This window comes from Comamonas squillarum (genome assembly GCF_025309455.1).
Classification (GTDB): Bacteria; Pseudomonadota; Gammaproteobacteria; order Burkholderiales; family Burkholderiaceae_C; genus Comamonas; species Comamonas squillarum.
This window is the reverse complement of record NZ_CP104377.1, coordinates 3,052,501-3,069,904: the sequence shown is the minus strand read 5'-3', so window position 1 is coordinate 3,069,904 and position 17,404 is coordinate 3,052,501. Positions and strand designations below refer to the sequence as shown.

The window sequence follows — 17,404 nt, the reverse complement described above, 5'->3', positions numbered from 1 at the left end:
TTGTAATAGCGGGGTGGGTGTGCCGGGCTGGGTTTATTTCAGGCCGAGCACGTCGTACATGTCGAACAGGCCGGTCTTCTGGCGCGCCAGGTAGCGCGCTGCCCGCAGGCTGCCATTGGCGTAACCGGCGCGGCTGCTGGACTTGTGCGAGATCTCGATGCGCTCGCCATCGCCGGCAAACAACACGGTGTGGTCGCCGACGATATCGCCGCCGCGCATGCTGGCAAAGCCAATGCTGTTGGCCACGCGCGCGCCGGTGTGGCCAAAGCGCTCGTAGACGGCGCGGTCGGCCAGCTGTGTGCCCTGGGCCTCGGCAATCACCTCGCCCATTTTCAGCGCCGTGCCCGAGGGGGCATCGACCTTGTGCTTGTGGTGCGCTTCGACGATCTCGATGTCGTAGCCGCCTTCTTGCAAGGCCTTGGCCGCCATCTCCAGCAGCTTGAAAGTCACGTTCACGCCCACGCTCATATTGGGCGAGAGCATCACCGCCGTCTTGTCGGCAAACTGGCGGATCTGCGCCTTTTGCTCCTCGCTAAAGCCCGTGGTGCCGATGACCACGCCCACGCCGCGCTCGGCCGCCAGTGCCAGGTGGGCCAGCGTGCCTTCGGGGCGGGTGAAATCGATCAGTACATCAGCGCCTTGCAAGCCCTGGGCCAGGTCGGCGGTGATCTGCACGCCGGTGTTGCGGCCCAGGAAGGCACCCGCATCAGTGCCCAGGCTGGGGTTGCCGGCGGCATCGAGCGCGCCGCTCAGCTGCAGGTCCGTGCTGGCCAGCACGGCTTCGATCAGCATGCGGCCCATGCGGCCGCTGGCGCCTGCAATGGCGACGGCAATACGGGGGCTGTTGTCGGGGGAGAGGGGGGCGGTCATGGGTAGTTTCCTGGGGCTCAAACGGGCGGCATCTCAGCAAACATCGGACACGGCCCAAAGACGGCGCTGGCCACCCGCTGCCAGTGCAGGGCGGGGGCATGCCAGCGCCATGGCATCAGCGCTGGGGGGATTCCAGCGGCGGGTAGCTGGCAGGCGGCGTGGCGGTGCTCGTGTCGCTGCTGCTGGTGTCGGCGCTGGGGGCGGGGGCTGGCTGATCGGCCTTGTACTTGGCCAGTTCCTCGGGCGTTGCTTCCAGGCGCGGCACCTTGGGGTTCTTGATCGAGGTCGTGACCGAGGCGACGAACTCCTGCTCGCTGGGCATCTCATCGCCTTCAAAGCGCTCCAGGCCGGTGTCGTTGAAGTACACGGTAAAGCGGCGCTCCTGCTCGGGCACACCCTTGCGCTTGATGGTGAACACGTAGTCCCAGCGGTTGGCGTGGAACACGCTGGCCAGCAGCGGGGTGCCCAGCAGATCCTTGACCTGCTGGCGGCTCATGCCTTTTTGCAGCGCGTCGACCTGCTCCTTGGTGATCACATTACCCTGCACCACCTCCACCTTGTAGGGGGTGATGGCGCTGGCGAACTTACGGCTGGCTTCATTGAAGGAGCCGCAAGCGGCCACACTGGCGCCCAGGGCCAACAGCGCCGCCATGCGGACACCGGAACGAACAAATTCAGGCATGGTTTTAGACATAGCGATATGATCGGCCATTGTAGCGGCTGGTCTCCAGGCCTTCTCCAGAAGTCCGTATACCAATCGGGCCCACTTGAAAGACCTTGTTATGAAAAATATTGAAGAACTCAAAAGCACTGGCCTCAAGGCAACGCTGCCTCGGCTGAAGATTCTGGATATCTTCCAGAATGGTGCTCAGCGCCACATGACGGCGGAAGATGTGTTCCGCGTGCTGCTGGAAGAGCGCTCCGACATCGGTCTGGCCACGGTCTACCGCGTGCTGACCCAGTTCGAGCAGGCCGGCATCCTGATCCGCAGTAACTTCGAGAGCGGTAAGGCGGTTTACGAGCTCAACGAAGGCCAGCACCACGACCATTTCGTCTGCACCAGCTGCGGCAAGGTCGAGGAGTTCTATGACCCCGAGATCGAAAAGCGCCAGCAGTCCATTGCCAAGAGCAAGGGCTGGATCGTGCATGACCACTCGATGGCCCTGTACGGCCAATGCGCGGAGTGCGCGGTCAAGGCCAAATAAGCACGGCATCCCACCGCTGCCCGCCAGAATCTGAAAAGCGAAGCGCCGAAAACGCTTCGCTTTTTACGTTTTGCACACATAGCTTTACAGCAGCGCGACGGCACAGGCGCACCATGGGGCCTTCTGCACCAGGCTCCAGACTCCCCATGCGCCCTAACCGACTGCCCCGACTGCTCACCCTCAGCGCCGCCGCCTTGGCGGGCACCTTGTGGCTTGGCGCCTGCGCCTCCCATGCGCCGCCAGATGCGGCCAGCGCGCAGGCGGCGTTGCCCGATACGGCAGCGGTGCCGCTGAGCGCCACCCAGCGCCTGCAATGGCTGGACCGCGTCAGCTGGGGCGCGAGCGACAGCGCCGACCAGCAGCTCCAGCGCCTGGGCCTGCAGCGCTGGCTGGATGCGCAGCTCGCGCCGCGCCAGCCGCCCCGCCTGCCCGCCCAGGCCGAGCAGCAGATTGCGGCCTTGGAAATCAGCCAGCGCAGCATGCTGGAGCTGCAGCGCGACATTGCTGCGCAGCGCCTGGCTGCCCGCACCGCCACCGAGCAAGGCCAGGGAGAGGGCGAAGGCGCGCGCCTGCGCCAGGAAGTGCAGCGCCACCTGAACCAGCTCGCCGCCCAGGCCCAGCAGCGCCAGGTGCTGCGTGCGCTGTACTCGCCCGCCCAGCTGCAGGAGCAGATGACCTGGTTCTGGATGAACCACTTCAATGTCAGCACGCGCAAGGCCGAAACGCGGCTGTGGATAGCAGATTACGAGGAGCGGGCGATCCGCCCCAACGCCCTGGGTAACTTCCGCACGCTGCTCGAAGCGAGCATGCGCCACCCGGCGATGCTGCTCTACCTGGACAACGCCAGCAACGCCAAAGGCCACATCAACGAAAACTACGCCCGCGAGCTTCTGGAGCTGCACACCATGGGCGTGGGCAGCGGCTACACCCAGGCCGATGTGCAGGCCATGGCCCATGTGCTGACGGGCGTGGGCTTCAGCACCCGCGATGCCGATGCACCGCCGCCGCGGATGGACCCCGAGCTGCAGGCCGATTACCTGCGCGATGGCTTTTTCGAGTTCAACCCCAAGCGGCACGACTATGCGCCCCAGGTCTTGCTGGGCCAGCCGCTGCGAGCCAAGGGCATGGCGGCGGTGGACGAGGCGCTGGACCGCATCGTGGCCTCGCCCGCCACGGCGCAGTTCATTGCGCGCAAGCTGGCGGTGTTCTTTATCAGCGACAACCCGCCACCCGCCTTGGTGCAGCGCACGGCAGCGGCTTTCTCGCGCAGCCATGGCGATATGGCCACCACCTTGCGTGCGCTGCTGACCGCGCCCGAGGCGCTGGCCCAGCAAGGCCAGCGCTTCAAGGACCCCATGCACTATGTGCTGGGCGCCGTGCGCCTGGGCTATGACGAGCGCGTAGCCAGCGATGTGCGCCCGGTGATCGGCTGGATCAACCGCCTGGGCCAGCCCCTCTACGGCCATGAAACGCCCGATGGCTACCCCGTATCGCAATCGGACTGGGCCAGTTCCGGACAGATGGCCGCGCGCTTTGATGTGGCGCGGCAGATTGCGACACGCAGTGCCGTGCTGTTCCGCGCCGAACCTCAGGCCGCGCTGGAGCAGCCGCCGTACCCGGACCTGGCGCAGCGTGCCACCGCCCAGGCGCGCGTGGCCCAGTGGAGCGCGGCATCGCGCGACGCGCTGGCCAAGGCGCGCAATGTGCCCGACTGGAATACCTACTTTCTCTCCGCCCCCGAAATGATGGTTCGCTGACGAGGTACGCCATGCAAAGACGCCACTTTCTCTCTGCCGCCGCCAGCCTGCCGCTGGCCTTCAGCCTGGCACGGGCCCGCGCAGCAGCGCCCCGCAGCGATACACCGCGCTTTTTGCTGGTGTTCTTGCGCGGCGCCTACGACAGCAACAGCCTGCTGGTGCCCACGCACAGCGACTTCTACTACGCCGCGCGCCCCACGATCGCCATCGCACGCCCGGGCGAGGCCAATGGCGCGCTGCCGCTGGATACGCGCTGGGGCCTGCACCCGGCGATGGAAGGGAGCGTGCTGCCGCTGTGGCGCAGCAAGCAGGCCTGCTTTGTGCCCTTTGCCGGCACCGACGACCTCTCCCGCAGCCATTTTGAAACCCAGGACTCGATCGAGCTGGGCCAGCCGCTCGATGCCCACCCGAGTTTGCGCAGCGGCTTCATGAACCGCCTGGCGCAAACCTTGCAGGGGCGCAGCGACCTGGCGCCGATGGCGTTCACCGCGCAACTGCCGCTGTGCATGCGCGGGCCGGCCCGCATTGCCAATACCGCGCTGGCCAATGTCGGCAAGGGCGGCGTGGATGCCAACCGCAGCCGCGCCATTGCCGCGATGTATGCCGGCACCGCACTGGCGCCTGCCGTCAACGAAGGCTTTGAGGTGCGCGCGGCCGTGCTGCGCGGCATGCAGGAGGAGATGGACAAGGCCGGGCGTGATGCCATCAGCGCCAAGGGCTTCAGCCTGGTGGCCCAGCGCATGGCCACTTTGATGCGTGACCAGTTCGATCTGGGCTTTGTCGATGTGGGCGGCTGGGACACCCATGTGAACCAGGGCAATGCCAGCGGCAACCTGGCCAACCGGCTCGATGACCTGGGCCGGGGCCTGGCCGCCTTTGCGCAGGAGATGGGCGCCGAGCCCTGGCGCCACACCGTCGTCGCGGTGGTCAGCGAGTTTGGCCGCACCTTCCGTGAAAACGGCAACAAGGGCACCGACCACGGCCATGGCACCGCGTACTGGATATTGGGCGGCGGCCTGTCGGCGCAGGCCGGTGGGCGCATTGTGGGCGAGCAGATCGAGGTGAGCGAGGCGAATCTGTTCCAGAACCGCGACTACCCCGTGCTCAACGAGTACCGCAGCGTGCTGGGCGGCCTGTTTGCGCGCATGTACGGCCTGTCAACGGCGCAGCTGCAGCAGGTGTTTCCGCAGGCCGCGGTCAAGGACCTGCGGCTGGTTTGAGGCTGCAGGCCTCGGTGGTTTTAAAACTCACGCCCGCTGGCCATGGCCTTGCGGTGCCGGTCGACAAACTCCTGGTAGGTGTCAATGCCGCGCAGCTGCAAGATGGTGTTGCGCACCGCCGCTTCCACCAGCACGGCGATATTGCGGCCGGCCACCACCTGGATGACCACCTTCATCACCGGAATGCCCAGCACATCCTGGGTCAGCGGTGCGGCGGGCAGTCGGTCGTAGTCGCGCTCCATGGTTTCCTTGCGCACCAGGTGCACGATCAGCTTGAGCCGCATCTTGCGGCGCACGGCCGTCTCACCAAAGATGGCGCGGATATCGAGCAGGCCGATGCCGCGCACTTCCAGCAGGTTCTGCAGCAGGTCGGGGCATTTGCCCTCGATCGTGGTCTGGTTGATGCGGTACAGGTCCACGGCGTCATCGGCCACCAGGCCGTTGCCACGGGTGATCAGCTCCAGGCCCAGCTCGCTCTTGCCCAGGCCGGATTCACCGGTGATCAGCACGCCCATGCCCAGGATGTCCATGAACACGCCATGCATGGTGGTGCGGTCGGCGAAATGCTTGGACAGGAAGGCGCGCAGCACATCGATGACAAAGGCGGCCGACTCCTTGGTGGAGAACATCGGGATGTGCGCGCGCTCGCACATGGACAGCAGCTCGTCAGGGGCGCCCTGGCCATCGGCCAGCACCAGCACCGGCGGCTCCAGGGTCACGATGCGGGCGATGCGGCGGCGGCAGTCTTCGGTGGTGGAGTTGGTGAGGTAGGCGATCTCGCGCTCGCCCAGCACCTGCGCGCGGTAGGGGTGGATGTAGTTGAGGTAGCCCACCAGGTCGGCGCTGGAGCGGGCGCTGCGCACCGCCACTTCGTCAAAGCGGCGCTCGGAGGCCCCCAGGCCCGCCAGCCATTCCCAGCGCAGCGAGGCACGGAACTCCTCGAACAACACATCTGCGCTTACGACATTGGGTTTCACGGTGCAGTCCTTTCAAAGCCAGAGCGCGCAGCAAAGCCACCCGCCAGTGTGAAAGACTAGCAGGAAAAACGGGGTTCAAGGCAGATACGCGTGCTTGCTTGGGCCTGCTGGCGCTGGCGCAGGCGCGCGGCGTTCAGGCGTGGGCGGTCGAGGTGTTGTTGGTAGACGATTGCCAGGTGTCGATCATCTGGTGGAGCTGCTCGGCATTGGTACTGGCCTTCATCTGCTCGCGCAGGCTGGCATTGGACAGCAGCTCGGCAATCTCGCCGAGGATCTCCAGATGCTGCTGGGTGGCCGCTTCGGGCACCAGCAAAAAGATCAGCAGGTTGACCGGCTGCTCATCAGGGGCGTCAAAGCCAATGGCGCGCTCGAGCTGGAACACCGCCGCCATCGGGGACTTGAGGCCCTTGATGCGCCCATGCGGAATGGCCACGCCATGCCCCAGACCGGTCGAGCCCAGTCGCTCGCGTGCAAACAGGCTGTCGGTGACCAAGGCGCGCGAGAGGCCGTGCAGACTCTCGAACAGCAGGCCCGCTTCTTCAAATGCACGTTTTTTACTGGAAACATCCACACTCACTAGCACTTGAGCTGGAGGCAAGATAGAGGCAAGACAGTTCATAGTGGAGTGCGGCTATATGGCTAGCTACTGGAGAGCATGATCAAACGAACGCAGCAACACCTGGATGCAGGTGTTGCTGCACGTATTATCGGTCAGTACTCAAACAGAATCTTTTTCCTCAGCAAAAAGCAGAGGGTTTACGCCATTGCTTGCCGCAACGCATCGCTGTAGTGGGATTGAACACGTTGCTTGTGACGGGCCACCATACGGTCCAGCCTGTCGACCAAAGCATCTACCGCGGCGTACAAATCGTGGTGAGAGCACTGAACACAGAGTTCATCACCCTTCACCCGCAGATTGCACACCACACGCTGCCGTTTCTCCTTTTCCTTCTGCTTTTCCACCGAAAGTAAAACTTTGGCATCCACCACCTGGTCAAAGTGTCGCGTAATGCGCATCAGCTTGGATGTTACATATTCGCGCAGCGCCGGGGTCACCGCCAAATGGTGACCACTGATCGTCAGGTTCATGAATAAGTCTCCTTCTGCAAACCGAGAAAAGTGACTGAGGCCGTTTAAAACCCAAGCCACCCCGAGGGGGAAACACATGCATGCGTGTAAACCATGATGCGCCCGGACCTGCAAAATTGCAAGTCTATGACAACCCGGTTCACTGGGTTTCTGGGCCTGGGTGGCCGCGCAAGGCCGCCGCGTTGGTTACAAATGCGCCGCGCCGTGCTGCAAAAAATGGAGGGCCCATGCGCGGCGCATGGCGCTTTGGGCGCAATTGCAACCAGTGGCAAGCAGCGTTGACTTGGTGCGCCAGCACGTAAGGGCCTACGTGTTCGAGGCGCTGCGGCGCCCAATACTGCACTGCAATCCAAGGCATCCCGGCAACCCGGGCGAGGTCATGGGGGGTGACGACTACAATCGAGCGCTTGCCTTGCCGAGGTTGCGCGGCTGTCCGTGCCTTCCGTTTTCCCGCAGGGTGCCTGTCCATAGTTCTGCATCACCATGACCCAGCCCGTACCTTCTGCACTGCATACCTCCAAGCTCCATTCCCTGCCCCTGCTGGCCCGCGGCAAGGTGCGCGACAACTACGCCGTCGGCAACGACCGCATCCTGATGGTGGCCTCGGACCGTCTGTCGGCCTTCGATGTGATCATGGGCGAGCCCATTCCGGGCAAGGGCGCATTGCTGACGCAGATGGCGCTGTACTGGTTCGACAAGCTCGGCGACATCTGCCCCAACCACCTGACCGGTGAGGCGCCCGAGTCGGCCGTGCAGCCCGATGAAGTGGCCCAGGTGCATCTGCGCTCCATGCTGGTCAAGCGCCTGAAGCCCGTGCCGATCGAGGCGGTGGTGCGTGGCTACCTGGCGGGCAGCGGCTGGAAGGAATACCAGGAATCGCAAGCGGTCTGCGGCGTGCCCCTGCCCGCTGGCCTGATCAACTCCGCCAAGCTGGCCGAGCCCATCTACACGCCAGCGGCCAAGGCCGAAGCGGGCGAGCACGATGAGAACATCACCTTTGAGCGCACCGTCGAGATGGTGGGCCCCGAGCTGGCCGCGCAGATCCGTGACATCAGCATCGCCATCTACAAGAAGGCCGCCGCGATTGCGCTGACCAAGGGCATGATCATTGCCGACACCAAGTTCGAGTTTGGCCTGGATGAAGACGGCAAGCTGGTGCTGATGGACGAGGTGCTGACGCCCGACAGCTCGCGCTACTGGCCGGTGGAAGGCTATGCCGACGCGCTGGCGACCGGCGCCAACCCCCCCAGCTATGACAAGCAGTTTGTGCGCGACTGGCTCGAGCAGGCCAAGGTCAATGGCAAGCCCTGGGACAAGACGGCCCCGGCACCGCGCCTGCCGCAAGAAGTGATCGACAAGACCGCGGCCAAGTACCGCGAAGCGCTGGAGCGCCTGACGGCCTGACGGCCTGACGGCTGGGGGCCTGATGGCCCCGCAGGCTGGTATGTGCTGCGGCCCGCTCAGGCCGTGGCGCTCAGTCTAGCGTCTGCCTTTTTCAGCCACAGGCGCAGGCTGTCCACCAGGTCTTTGCGGCTGAACGAGCAGCTTTCCTCGTCAAACAGCGCGCTCGATTCGAGCCGGTCGAGCAGCTGCAGCAACACCTCCTGGAACTGCGCAGGCAGCGCGCCGAGCAAATCGGTGTAGCCGCGTGCCTGCTGGCTCAGGGCCGCCGCATCCATGTGGCCGGCCTCGAAATGGTCCAGTCCGTCTTGTAAGGCACCCAACTGGCGCAGCGCAGCGGATTGCATGGGGGTCTCCTGGTGGCTCAACATGGCTGCAGTGTAGAGGCCTTTGTGCCGGCCGAGCCTGGGATTTGCCAGGGGCCATTGGCCGTGCAGCCTCGCCGCCCGGGCGCAAATGCCCGACAATAGCCCCCATGAATGCCCTGAACATTTCGGAAACCATGCAGGCCCTGGGGCTCCAGGCCAAACAAGCCTCTGCCCAGATGGCTAAAGCGCCTTCTGCTATCAAAAACAAGGCCTTGCTGGCGCTGGCACGTTTGCTGCGCGACCAGACCGAGGCCTTGCAGGCCGACAACGCCAAGGACCTGGCGCGCGCGCAGGCCAACGGCCTGTCTGCGCCGATGGTCGATCGCCTGCGCCTGACGCCCAAGGTGCTGGAGACCTGTGCCCAGGGCTGCGAGCAACTGGCGGCCATGGCCGATGTGGTGGGCGAGGTGGTGGGCATGAAGCAGATGCCCAGCGGTATTCGCGTGGGCCAGATGCGTGTGCCCCTGGGTGTCTTCGGCATGATTTATGAAAGCCGCCCCAACGTGACCATCGAGGCGGCCAGCCTGTCGATCAAGAGCGGCAATGCCTGCATTTTGCGCGGTGGCTCCGAAGCCATCGACTCCAACAAGGCGCTGGCACGCCTGGTCGAGCAGGCATTGCAGGAGGCTGGTTTGCCCGCCACAGGCGTGCAGCTGGTGCAGACCACCGACCGCGAGGCCGTGGGCCAGCTGATTGCGATGCCCGAATTTGTCGATGTGATCATTCCGCGCGGCGGCAAGGGCCTGATCGAGCGCATCAGCCGCGAAGCCAAGGTGCCGGTGATCAAGCACCTGGACGGCAACTGCCATACCTATATCGATGCGCCTAGTGATCTGGACATGGCCGTCAAGGTGACGGAAAACGCCAAGACGCAGAAATACAGCCCCTGCAACGCGACCGAAAGCCTGCTGGTGGCGCGCGCCGTGGCGGCAGATTTTCTGCCCCGCATTGGCGCGGTGTTTGCGGCCAAGGGCGTGGAGATGCGTGCCGATGCCGAAGCGCTGGCGCTGCTGCAGGGCGTGCCCGGTGCCCGCCTGCAGGCGGCGACCGAGCAGGACTGGTCCGAAGAGTACCTGGCCGCCGTCATCAGCATCAAGGTGGTGGCTGGGGTGGACGAGGCGATTGCCCATATCAACCACTACTCCAGCCACCATACCGATGCGATCATCACGCGCGACCACATGCATGCGCAGCGTTTTTTGCGCGAAGTGGATTCGGCCAGCGTCATGGTCAACGCCAGCACGCGCTTTGCCGATGGTTTTGAGTACGGGCTGGGCGCCGAAATCGGCATCAGCACCGACAAGTTCCATGCCCGGGGACCGGTGGGTATCGAGGGGCTGACCTCGCTGAAATACATTGTGCTGGGCGAAGGTGAAGTGCGCGGCTGATGCCGGTCGCTCCCAGCTGCTCTGGCTCGCTGGTCGGTGATCTTTGCTGACCGGCCGCCTCTTGCCCACGTTATGATGCGGCCATGCCAGGCCGCTCCCTAGCGGCTGGCGCCTCATGCTATGAAAATTCTGATCCTCGGCGCAGGCCGCGTGGGCGAGAGTGTCGCCGAAAGCTTGCTGAGTGAAAAAAACGACATCACCGTGATCGACACGGATGGTGTGCGCCTGCGCGATCTCGAAGGCCGCTTCGATCTGCGTGGCGTGGTGGGCAATGGCATCAGCCCCGAGGTGCTGGCCGAGGCCGGTGCGGCGGACACGGACATGCTGATCGCCTGTACCTCCCAGGACGAGACCAATCTGACCGCCTGCAAGATCGCGCAGGTGCTGTTCAACATCCCCACCCGCATTGTGCGCGTGCGCTCGGTGGCACTCAAAAGCCATGCCGAGCTGCTGTCCGACACCGGCTTTGGGGTGACGCATGCCTTCTGCCCCGAAGAAGCGCTGATGGGCTACATCGGCAAGCTGGTGACCTACCCCGAGGCGCTGCAGGTGCGCGAGTTTGCCCAGGGCCATGTGGCGCTGGCGTCCGTGCGCGCACGCGGCGGCGCGCCGGTGGTGGGCTTGAGCGTGGCCGATGTGCGCCAGAACCTGCCCCATGGCACCGTGCGTGTGGTGGGCGTCTACCGCCGCTTTCACCACGAGGCCGACCGCCTGGTGCCGACCGAGGGCAGCACCCGCATCGAGCCGGGCGACGAGGTGTTTGTGCTGTCGGACAAGGAGCAACTGGGCGATGTGCTGGCAGCCTTCAACCGCCAGGTGGGTGAACAGGCCGAGGTGGTGCGCCGCGTGATGGTGGCCGGCGGCGGGCGTGTGGGCATGCGCCTGGCGCGCGCGCTGACCAAGGAATCGAGGCGCTTCCAGGTCAAGATCATCGAGAAAAGCGAGGACCGCTGCGTCTATCTGGCTTCGCGCCTGCCGTCGGATGTGCTGGTGCTCAAGGGCGATGCGACCGACGAGACCTTGATGGAGAACGAGAACGTCGAGGATGTGGACCTGTTCGTGGCCATCACCGATGATGACGAAGACAACATCATGTCCTGCCTGCTGGCCAAGAAGCTGGGCGCGACCCGGGTGCTGGCGCTGATCAACCGCCGCACCTATGCCGACCTGATGCATGGCACGCAGATTGATATTGCGCTGTCGCCCGCCCAGGCCACCCTGGGCGAGCTGCTCGCTTATGTGCGCCAGGGCGATGTGCAGGCCGTGCACAGCCTGCGCCGGGGCGTGGCCGAAGCGATCGAGATTGTGGCGCGTGGCGATGCGAAAACCTCGCGGGCCGTGGGCCGGCGCGTGGGCAGCCTGCGCCTGCCGCGCGATGTGCACATCGGCATGATTGTGCGCGGCCTGCCCGCGCCCGATGCGCGCAACACCAATGGCAGCGAGGCGGCCGAGCGCGATGAAGACGAGCGCGATGACGAGCAGGTGGAGGTGATCGTGCCCACCAGCGGCACCATCATCCAGAGCAATGACCATGTCATTCTCTTCTTGCCGAACAAGCGCCTGGTGCATGAGGTCGAGGCCCTGTTCCGTGTCGGGGTGACCTTTTTCTAGGCCCGGCCGATGACTGATCTTCGACCCGTGCTGCGCGTATTGGGCATTTTGCTGCTGATGTTTGGCGGCACGATGGCCGTGCCCGCGATCTCCTCGCTGTGGGCGGACGATGGCGTATTTGGCGTCTACCCGCTGACCATGGGCATCACCTGGGCCTGCGGCACGGTGCTGTGGTGGATGGCTCGGCATGAGCAGCGTGAGCTGCAGGCGCGCCACGGCATCATGCTGGTTGCCTTTGTGTGGATGGTGTTCCCGTTGTTTGCGGCGCTGCCGCTCTACCTGGGCTTTGAGCGCATCGACCGGGCGCTGAGCTGGCAGCATGCCTATTTTGAAGCGGTCTCGGGCCTCACAACCACCGGATCCACCGTGCTCAACCATGTGGATACCTTGCCGGTGTCGCTCAACATCTGGCGCACCTTTCTGCAGTGGATGGGCGGCATGGGCATCCTGATTCTGGCTGTGGCCATCCTGCCGATGATTGGCATGGGCGGCAGCCAGCTCTTCCGCGCCGAGGCGGCTGGCCCGGTGAAGGACACCAAGCTCACGCCGCGCATGGCCGAAACCGCCAAGGGGCTGTGGGGTGTGTACGGCCTGTTTTCCGTACTCTGCGCGCTGGCCTACTGGCTGGCCGGCATGACGCCGCTGGACGCGGTGATGGTCATGTTCACCACGGTGAGTCTGGGCGGTCTCACCCCCCATGACGCCAGCTTTGCCTATTTCAATTCACCGCTGATCGAGGGCATTTGCACCGTCTTCATGCTGCTGGCCAGCTGCAACTTCGCGCTGTATTTTGTGGCCATCCGCAAGCGCAATGTCTGGGTGCTGTACCGGCAGCCTGAGTTCCGCGCCACCATCGGCACCTTGCTGGGTGGCGGCTTGCTGGTGGCGGCACTGCTGTGGTTCAAGGGGGTGTATGGCCCGCTGGAATCGCTGCGCATGGGCGTTTTCCACACCGTATCGGTTGCGACCACCACCGGCTATGCAGCCGTCGATTTCGGGCTGTGGCCGCCTTTTGCGCCGGTCTTCATGCTGCTGCTGTCGGGGGTGGCCACCAGTGCGGGTTCGACCGGCGGCGGTATCAAGATGATCCGCATGCTGCTGCTGCTCAAGCAAACCCGGCGTGAAATGCGGCGCCTGGTGCACCCCAATGCAGTGCAGCCGGTGACGGTGGGCGGCCTGGCGGTGGATGAGCGGGTGATTTTCTCGGTGCTGGCCTTCATGCTGGTGTACTGCGCCACCATTGCGGTGCTGACCATGGCCTTGCTGTTCACGGATATGGATTTGCAAAACGCGCTGGGCGCCGTGCTTGCCAGCGTGAACTGTGCCGGTGTAGGCTGGGGCGACCTGGGCCCCAGCAACAATTTTGCCGGGCTGACCAGCTTCCAACTGAGCGTGACCACCTTGGGCATGCTGATGGGCCGGCTGGAGATTCTCAGCTTTCTGGCCCTGTTGACGCCGGCTTTCTGGAGAAGGTGAGTGCTTGCTAGGTAGGGCGGCAGCAAAGTTCTGGTGACTTTGGCCCTCAACTCTCTACAATTGGTACTCAATTGTTTTTTGCTCGTTTTTTTTGAGCCCTCAAACAGTATTCATTTATGGTCCCGAATCTCATAACAGCCCTAACGGGGCCCATCAACGAATTGGAACAGCGCATGCTCGATGCCATGCCCGCGATCGAGCGCTGGTTCCGTCTGGAGTGGATGGAGCACACGCCTCCGCTCTATTCGTCGGTGGATATCCGCAATGCTGGCTTCAAGCTCGCACCGGTTGATACCAACCTGTTCCCTGGCGGTTGGAACAACCTGACGCCAGAGATGGTGCCGCTGGCTGTGCAATCGGCGATGGCTGCGATTGAAAAGATCTGCCCTGAGGCGCGCAACCTGCTGATCATTCCCGAGAACCAGACGCGCAACCCGCAGTACCTGGCCAATCTGGTGCAGCTGCAGCATATCTTCTCGATGGCGGGGCTGAATGTGCGCATCGGCTCGATCGATCCGGAAGTCAAGGAGACGATCAAGCTCAAGGTGGGCAACAAGGAGCTGGTGATCGAGCCGGCGCTGCGCCATGGCCGCCGCGTGGGCCTGAAGTATTTCGACCCCTGCACCATCTTGCTGAACAATGACCTGTCCACCGGCGCACCCGGCATTCTGGAAGAGGTCTACGAGCAGTTTGTGCTGCCGCCGTTGCATGCGGGCTGGAGCGTGCGCCGCAAGAGCCGCCATTTTCAAAGCTATGAAGAGGTGGCCAAGCGCTTTGGCAAGCTGATGGGGATCGATCCCTGGCTGATCAACCCGATGTTCAGCAGCCGCAAGGGCGTGGACTTCACCGATGGCAGCGAGCATGCACTCGATGAGTTGCGTGAAGATGTCGACGTGATGCTGACCAAAGTACGGCGCAAGTACAAGGAATACGGCATCAAGGAGACGCCCTTTGTCGTCGTCAAGGCCGACAACGGCACCTATGGCATGGGCGTGATGAGCGTGCATGACGCCAAGGAGCTGCGGCAGCTGTCGGTCAAGACCAAGAACCAGATGTCGCTGGTCAAGGACGGCCAGCAGGTGCACGACATGATCATCCAGGAGGGTGTGCAGACCGTCGAGCGCATGGACAAGGAAGCGGCCGAGCCGGTGGTCTACATGATTGACCGCTATGTGGTGGGCGGCTACTACCGCGCCCACTCGGACAAGGGCGCGGAGGACAACCTCAATGTGCCCGGCGCGCATTTCATCCCGCTGTCGTTTGAGCACGGCATCTCGCCGGGCGATTCGGTGGGGGCCAGCGCACCCAACCGCTTCTATATGTATGGCGTGGTGGCGCGGCTGGCGATGTTGGCGGCCAGCTATGAGCTCGAGGCGACCGATCCGGACGCCGAAATCTACGACTGAGCCGTTTGCGGCCTTCCTACAACCTCTGATTGCCGCCCGCTCCTGATCCGCCATTCGGGCTTGTCCGGATGCGCGGCTTCACTGCGGGCGCAACAACAGGCGCACAATGCAAACCAATCCACTACAAGCATGCCTGATGCGGCATGGCACAAAGGCTTGATGTGCAACACAACAATAAATCCGCACTGCCCGCGCTGACCCTAGGCGCCATCGGGGTGGTGTATGGCGATATTGGCACCAGCGTGCTGTATTCGCTCAAAGAGGTGTTTGGCTCAGGCCATGTGCCTTTCACCCACGACAACGTCTATGGCGTGCTGTCCATCCTGTTCTGGACCTTGACGCTGATCGTCTCGCTCAAATATGTGGTCCTGGTGCTGCGGGCGGACAACAACGGCGAGGGCGGGCTGATTGCGATGCTGGCACTGGCCTCGCAAGCGGTCAAGGACAAGCCCAAGCTGCGCTCGGTGCTGATGCTGGTCGGCATCTTTGGCACCTGCCTGTTCTACGGCGATGGCGTGATCACGCCTGCGATCTCGGTGCTCTCGGCCGTCGAAGGCCTGGAGGTGGTCTCGCCCGGCTTCAAGTCCTGGGTGATTCCGCTCACCTTGGTGGTCTTGCTGCTGCTGTTTTGGGTGCAAAAGCGGGGCACGGCGGGCATCGGCAAGTTCTTCGGGCCCATCATGGTGGTCTGGTTCATCTGCATTGCCGCCTTGGGCGTCTGGAACATTGTGGACCACCCGCAGGTGCTGTGGGCGCTCAGCCCGCACCATGCGCTGGGCTTTATCGGCCGGCATCCGGGCATCAGCTTCATCATTCTGGGCGCCGTGGTGCTCTGCGTGACCGGGGCGGAGGCCTTGTATGCCGACATGGGCCATTTTGGCCGCAAGCCGATTCGCCTGGCATGGTTCAGTGTAGCCATGCCGTCCCTGGTGCTCAATTACTTTGGCCAGGGCGCGCTGGTGCTGGAGAACGCCGAGGCAGTGAAGAACCCCTTCTTCATGCTGGCGCCCGGCTGGGCGCTGCTGCCCCTGGTGCTGCTCGCGACGATGGCGACGGTGATCGCATCGCAGGCGCTGATCACCGGCGCGTTCAGCGTCACCAAGCAGGTCATCCAGCTCGGTTACCTGCCGCGCATCCAGATCCTGCACACCAGCGTGCGTGACACGGGGCAGATCTACATCCCCTTTGTGAACTGGAGCCTGTTCCTGACCATTGTGCTGGCAGTGATCCTGTTCAAATCCAGCAGCAATATGGCGGCGGCCTACGGGATTGCGGTGACCCTGGACATGACCATCACCACGGTGCTCACCTTCTTTGTATTGCGCTATGGCTGGAAATATGCGCTGTGGATGGCGCTGGCGCCGACGGTGTTCTTCTTCTGTATAGACATCACTTTCTTTGCCTCCAATCTGCTCAAGCTGTTCGATGGCGGCTGGTTCCCGCTGGCCATCGGTCTGTGCCTGTTTGTCGTGATGATGACCTGGAAGCGCGGGCGTGAGCTGGTCTACCAAAAGCTGCATGCCGATGGCATCGACCTGCAGTCCTTCCTGCAGATGGTGCTGCAGGCGCCGCCCACGCGGGTGCCGGGCACGGCGGTGTTTATGACGTCTGACGCCCATGTGGTGCCCACGGCCTTGCTGCACAACCTCAAGCACAACAAGGTGCTGCATGAGCAGAACATGTTCGTCAACATCGTCTACCACGAGGTGCCCTGGATCGGCCTGGAAAAGCGCGCGGTGATCGAGCCGCTGGGCGGCGACTGCTGGCGCGTGCAGCTGAACTACGGCTTCAAGAACGATGTGGATGTGCCCAATGCGCTGCACCAACTGCGCGGCCATGGCTGCGATACCGGGCAGATGGTGACCAGCTACTTCCTCTCGCGCGATGTGTTTGTGCCCACGGACAAGACCAGCGCTGGCATGGCACCTTGGCGGCAGAAGTTGTTTGCCCAGATGCACCACAATGCAGCAGGTGCGGCAGAGTTCCTGCTGCTGCCGAGCAACAGCGTGGTGGAGCTGGGCTCGAAACTCGAAATTTAACCAGCCAGGGCTGCTCACCCGCTGCGCGCACCCCGGGCCAGCGAACACCTTGGCGGCGCGAAAGGGTGTATGCGGTTTTTCAAGGACATGAGCGCATCGGCGCTCATCGCAGGCTTTGTCACGGTGCTGGTGGGCCTGACCAGCTCCATTGCGATTGTGTTCCAGGCGGCGCAAAGCTTTGGCGCCACGCCGGCGCAGGTCTCGTCCTGGGTCTGGTCGCTGGGCATCGGTGTCGGTCTGTGCTGCTGGGTGCCCAGCATCTTGCTGCGCAAGCCGGTGGTCGTGGCCTGGTCCACGCCCGGGGCCGCGGTGCTGGCCACGGCCGGCGCCACCGGGGCGTTTGGCATGGGTGATGCCATTGGCGCCTTCATCATCAGTGCGGTATTGATTGCGCTGGTAGGCATGACGGGCTGGTTTGAGCGGCTGATGAACCGCATCCCGATTGCGATTGCCTCGGCCTTGCTGGCGGGCGTGCTGACCCGCTTTGGCCTGGATGCCTTTGCCGCCGCGCAGACCAATACCTGGCTGGTGGTGGCCATGCTGGTCACCTACCTGCTGGGCCGGCGCCTGCTGCCGCGCTATGCGGTCATGCTCACC

Annotated in this window: 16 protein-coding genes (1 of these 16 cut by a window edge); 10 read left to right on the top strand and 6 right to left on the bottom strand. The window is 63.8% G+C overall.

What is annotated here, in order from left to right; genetic code table 11:
- Positions 1-33: 33 nt before the first annotated feature.
- Positions 34-870 carry a 4-hydroxy-tetrahydrodipicolinate reductase gene (gene dapB / locus N4T19_RS14205; protein ID WP_116927820.1) on the bottom strand — a complete coding sequence of 279 codons (837 nt, stop codon included), beginning with the start codon at positions 868-870 and terminating at the stop codon, positions 34-36.
- Positions 871-985: 115 nt separating this feature from the next.
- Positions 986-1,552: an outer membrane protein assembly factor BamE gene (locus N4T19_RS14200; RefSeq protein ID WP_182343865.1), complete on the bottom strand. Its 567-nt coding sequence runs from the start codon at positions 1,550-1,552 to the stop codon at positions 986-988.
- Between the two features lie 100 nt (positions 1,553-1,652).
- Between N4T19_RS14200 and fur the strand changes: the two genes are divergently transcribed.
- The 3 genes from fur to N4T19_RS14185 all read left to right on the top strand — a co-directional run bounded on the left by fur (position 1,653) and on the right by N4T19_RS14185 (position 5,052).
- Complete coding sequence (gene fur / locus N4T19_RS14195) at positions 1,653-2,075, top strand: ferric iron uptake transcriptional regulator (protein ID WP_021025553.1); 423 nt, start codon at positions 1,653-1,655, stop codon at positions 2,073-2,075.
- 146 nt (positions 2,076-2,221) lie between these two features.
- Entirely contained in the window at positions 2,222-3,832 is a 1,611-nt protein-coding gene (locus N4T19_RS14190; RefSeq protein WP_116927818.1) for a DUF1800 domain-containing protein, read from the top strand.
- Positions 3,833-3,843: 11 nt separating this feature from the next.
- Positions 3,844-5,052, top strand: a complete 1,209-nt coding sequence (locus N4T19_RS14185; RefSeq protein ID WP_182343861.1) for a DUF1501 domain-containing protein — start codon at positions 3,844-3,846, stop codon at positions 5,050-5,052.
- Positions 5,053-5,072: 20 nt separating this feature from the next.
- On the opposite strand, the gene hprK is transcribed toward N4T19_RS14185, so the two are convergent.
- From hprK to hpf, 3 genes are all read right to left on the bottom strand, one after another.
- A complete protein-coding gene (hprK, locus tag N4T19_RS14180) occupies positions 5,073-6,029 on the bottom strand; it encodes an HPr(Ser) kinase/phosphatase (protein WP_021026712.1) in 957 nt (318 codons plus the stop codon).
- A 133-nt stretch (positions 6,030-6,162) separates the two neighbouring features.
- Positions 6,163-6,648, bottom strand: coding sequence for a PTS sugar transporter subunit IIA (locus tag N4T19_RS14175; protein ID WP_116927816.1), 486 nt, complete (start codon positions 6,646-6,648; stop codon positions 6,163-6,165).
- 137 nt (positions 6,649-6,785) lie between these two features.
- The gene (gene hpf / locus N4T19_RS14170) at positions 6,786-7,118 is read right to left on the bottom strand and encodes a ribosome hibernation-promoting factor, HPF/YfiA family (protein WP_116927826.1); all 333 of its coding nucleotides are present in this window, start codon (positions 7,116-7,118) and stop codon (positions 6,786-6,788) included.
- Between the two features lie 483 nt (positions 7,119-7,601).
- On the opposite strand from hpf, the gene N4T19_RS14165 reads away from it, so the two are divergent.
- Positions 7,602-8,522, top strand: coding sequence for a phosphoribosylaminoimidazolesuccinocarboxamide synthase (locus tag N4T19_RS14165; protein WP_021026709.1), 921 nt, complete (start codon positions 7,602-7,604; stop codon positions 8,520-8,522).
- A gap of 56 nt (positions 8,523-8,578) precedes the next feature.
- Here N4T19_RS14165 and N4T19_RS14160 read toward each other — a convergent pair whose 3' ends face one another.
- A complete protein-coding gene (locus N4T19_RS14160; protein WP_232539465.1) occupies positions 8,579-8,866 on the bottom strand; it encodes a hypothetical protein in 288 nt (95 codons plus the stop codon).
- 77 nt (positions 8,867-8,943) lie between these two features.
- Between N4T19_RS14160 and N4T19_RS14155 the strand changes: the two genes are divergently transcribed.
- The 6 genes from N4T19_RS14155 to N4T19_RS14130 all read left to right on the top strand — a co-directional run.
- Positions 8,944-10,275 carry a glutamate-5-semialdehyde dehydrogenase gene (locus tag N4T19_RS14155; protein ID WP_260720303.1) on the top strand — a complete coding sequence of 444 codons (1,332 nt, stop codon included), beginning with the start codon at positions 8,944-8,946 and terminating at the stop codon, positions 10,273-10,275.
- A gap of 120 nt (positions 10,276-10,395) precedes the next feature.
- Positions 10,396-11,886: a Trk system potassium transporter TrkA gene (gene trkA, locus N4T19_RS14150; protein WP_260718328.1), complete on the top strand. Its 1,491-nt coding sequence runs from the start codon at positions 10,396-10,398 to the stop codon at positions 11,884-11,886.
- Positions 11,887-11,895: 9 nt separating this feature from the next.
- Complete coding sequence (locus N4T19_RS14145) at positions 11,896-13,362, top strand: TrkH family potassium uptake protein (RefSeq protein WP_116927813.1); 1,467 nt, start codon at positions 11,896-11,898, stop codon at positions 13,360-13,362.
- Positions 13,363-13,478: 116 nt separating this feature from the next.
- Positions 13,479-14,768 (top strand): glutamate--cysteine ligase, encoded by a 1,290-nt coding sequence (gene gshA / locus N4T19_RS14140; protein WP_021026705.1) that lies wholly within the window; start codon positions 13,479-13,481, stop codon positions 14,766-14,768.
- Between the two features lie 161 nt (positions 14,769-14,929).
- Positions 14,930-16,807: a potassium transporter Kup gene (locus N4T19_RS14135; RefSeq protein WP_232539464.1), complete on the top strand. Its 1,878-nt coding sequence runs from the start codon at positions 14,930-14,932 to the stop codon at positions 16,805-16,807.
- Positions 16,808-16,876: 69 nt separating this feature from the next.
- On the top strand, positions 16,877-17,404 hold the 5' portion of the coding sequence (locus tag N4T19_RS14130; RefSeq protein ID WP_182343855.1) for a benzoate/H(+) symporter BenE family transporter. 654 nt of this gene lie beyond the right edge of the window; 528 of the gene's 1,182 nt are visible here — the first part of the coding sequence; its start codon is at positions 16,877-16,879; its stop codon lies off the right edge, out of view.

Coding starts and splice junctions, on each gene's coding strand:
- dapB (WP_116927820.1), bottom strand. CDS start 870: ATGACCGCCCCCCTCTCCCCCGACAACAGCCCCCGTATTGCCGTCGCC.
- N4T19_RS14200 (WP_182343865.1), bottom strand. CDS start 1,552: ATGCCTGAATTTGTTCGTTCCGGTGTCCGCATGGCGGCGCTGTTGGCC.
- fur (WP_021025553.1), top strand. CDS start 1,653: ATGAAAAATATTGAAGAACTCAAAAGCACTGGCCTCAAGGCAACGCTG.
- N4T19_RS14190 (WP_116927818.1), top strand. CDS start 2,222: ATGCGCCCTAACCGACTGCCCCGACTGCTCACCCTCAGCGCCGCCGCC.
- N4T19_RS14185 (WP_182343861.1), top strand. CDS start 3,844: ATGCAAAGACGCCACTTTCTCTCTGCCGCCGCCAGCCTGCCGCTGGCC.
- N4T19_RS14175 (WP_116927816.1), bottom strand. CDS start 6,648: ATGAACTGTCTTGCCTCTATCTTGCCTCCAGCTCAAGTGCTAGTGAGT.
- hpf (WP_116927826.1), bottom strand. CDS start 7,118: ATGAACCTGACGATCAGTGGTCACCATTTGGCGGTGACCCCGGCGCTG.
- N4T19_RS14165 (WP_021026709.1), top strand. CDS start 7,602: ATGACCCAGCCCGTACCTTCTGCACTGCATACCTCCAAGCTCCATTCC.
- N4T19_RS14160 (WP_232539465.1), bottom strand. CDS start 8,866: ATGCAATCCGCTGCGCTGCGCCAGTTGGGTGCCTTACAAGACGGACTG.
- trkA (WP_260718328.1), top strand. CDS start 10,396: ATGAAAATTCTGATCCTCGGCGCAGGCCGCGTGGGCGAGAGTGTCGCC.
- N4T19_RS14145 (WP_116927813.1), top strand. CDS start 11,896: ATGACTGATCTTCGACCCGTGCTGCGCGTATTGGGCATTTTGCTGCTG.
- gshA (WP_021026705.1), top strand. CDS start 13,479: ATGGTCCCGAATCTCATAACAGCCCTAACGGGGCCCATCAACGAATTG.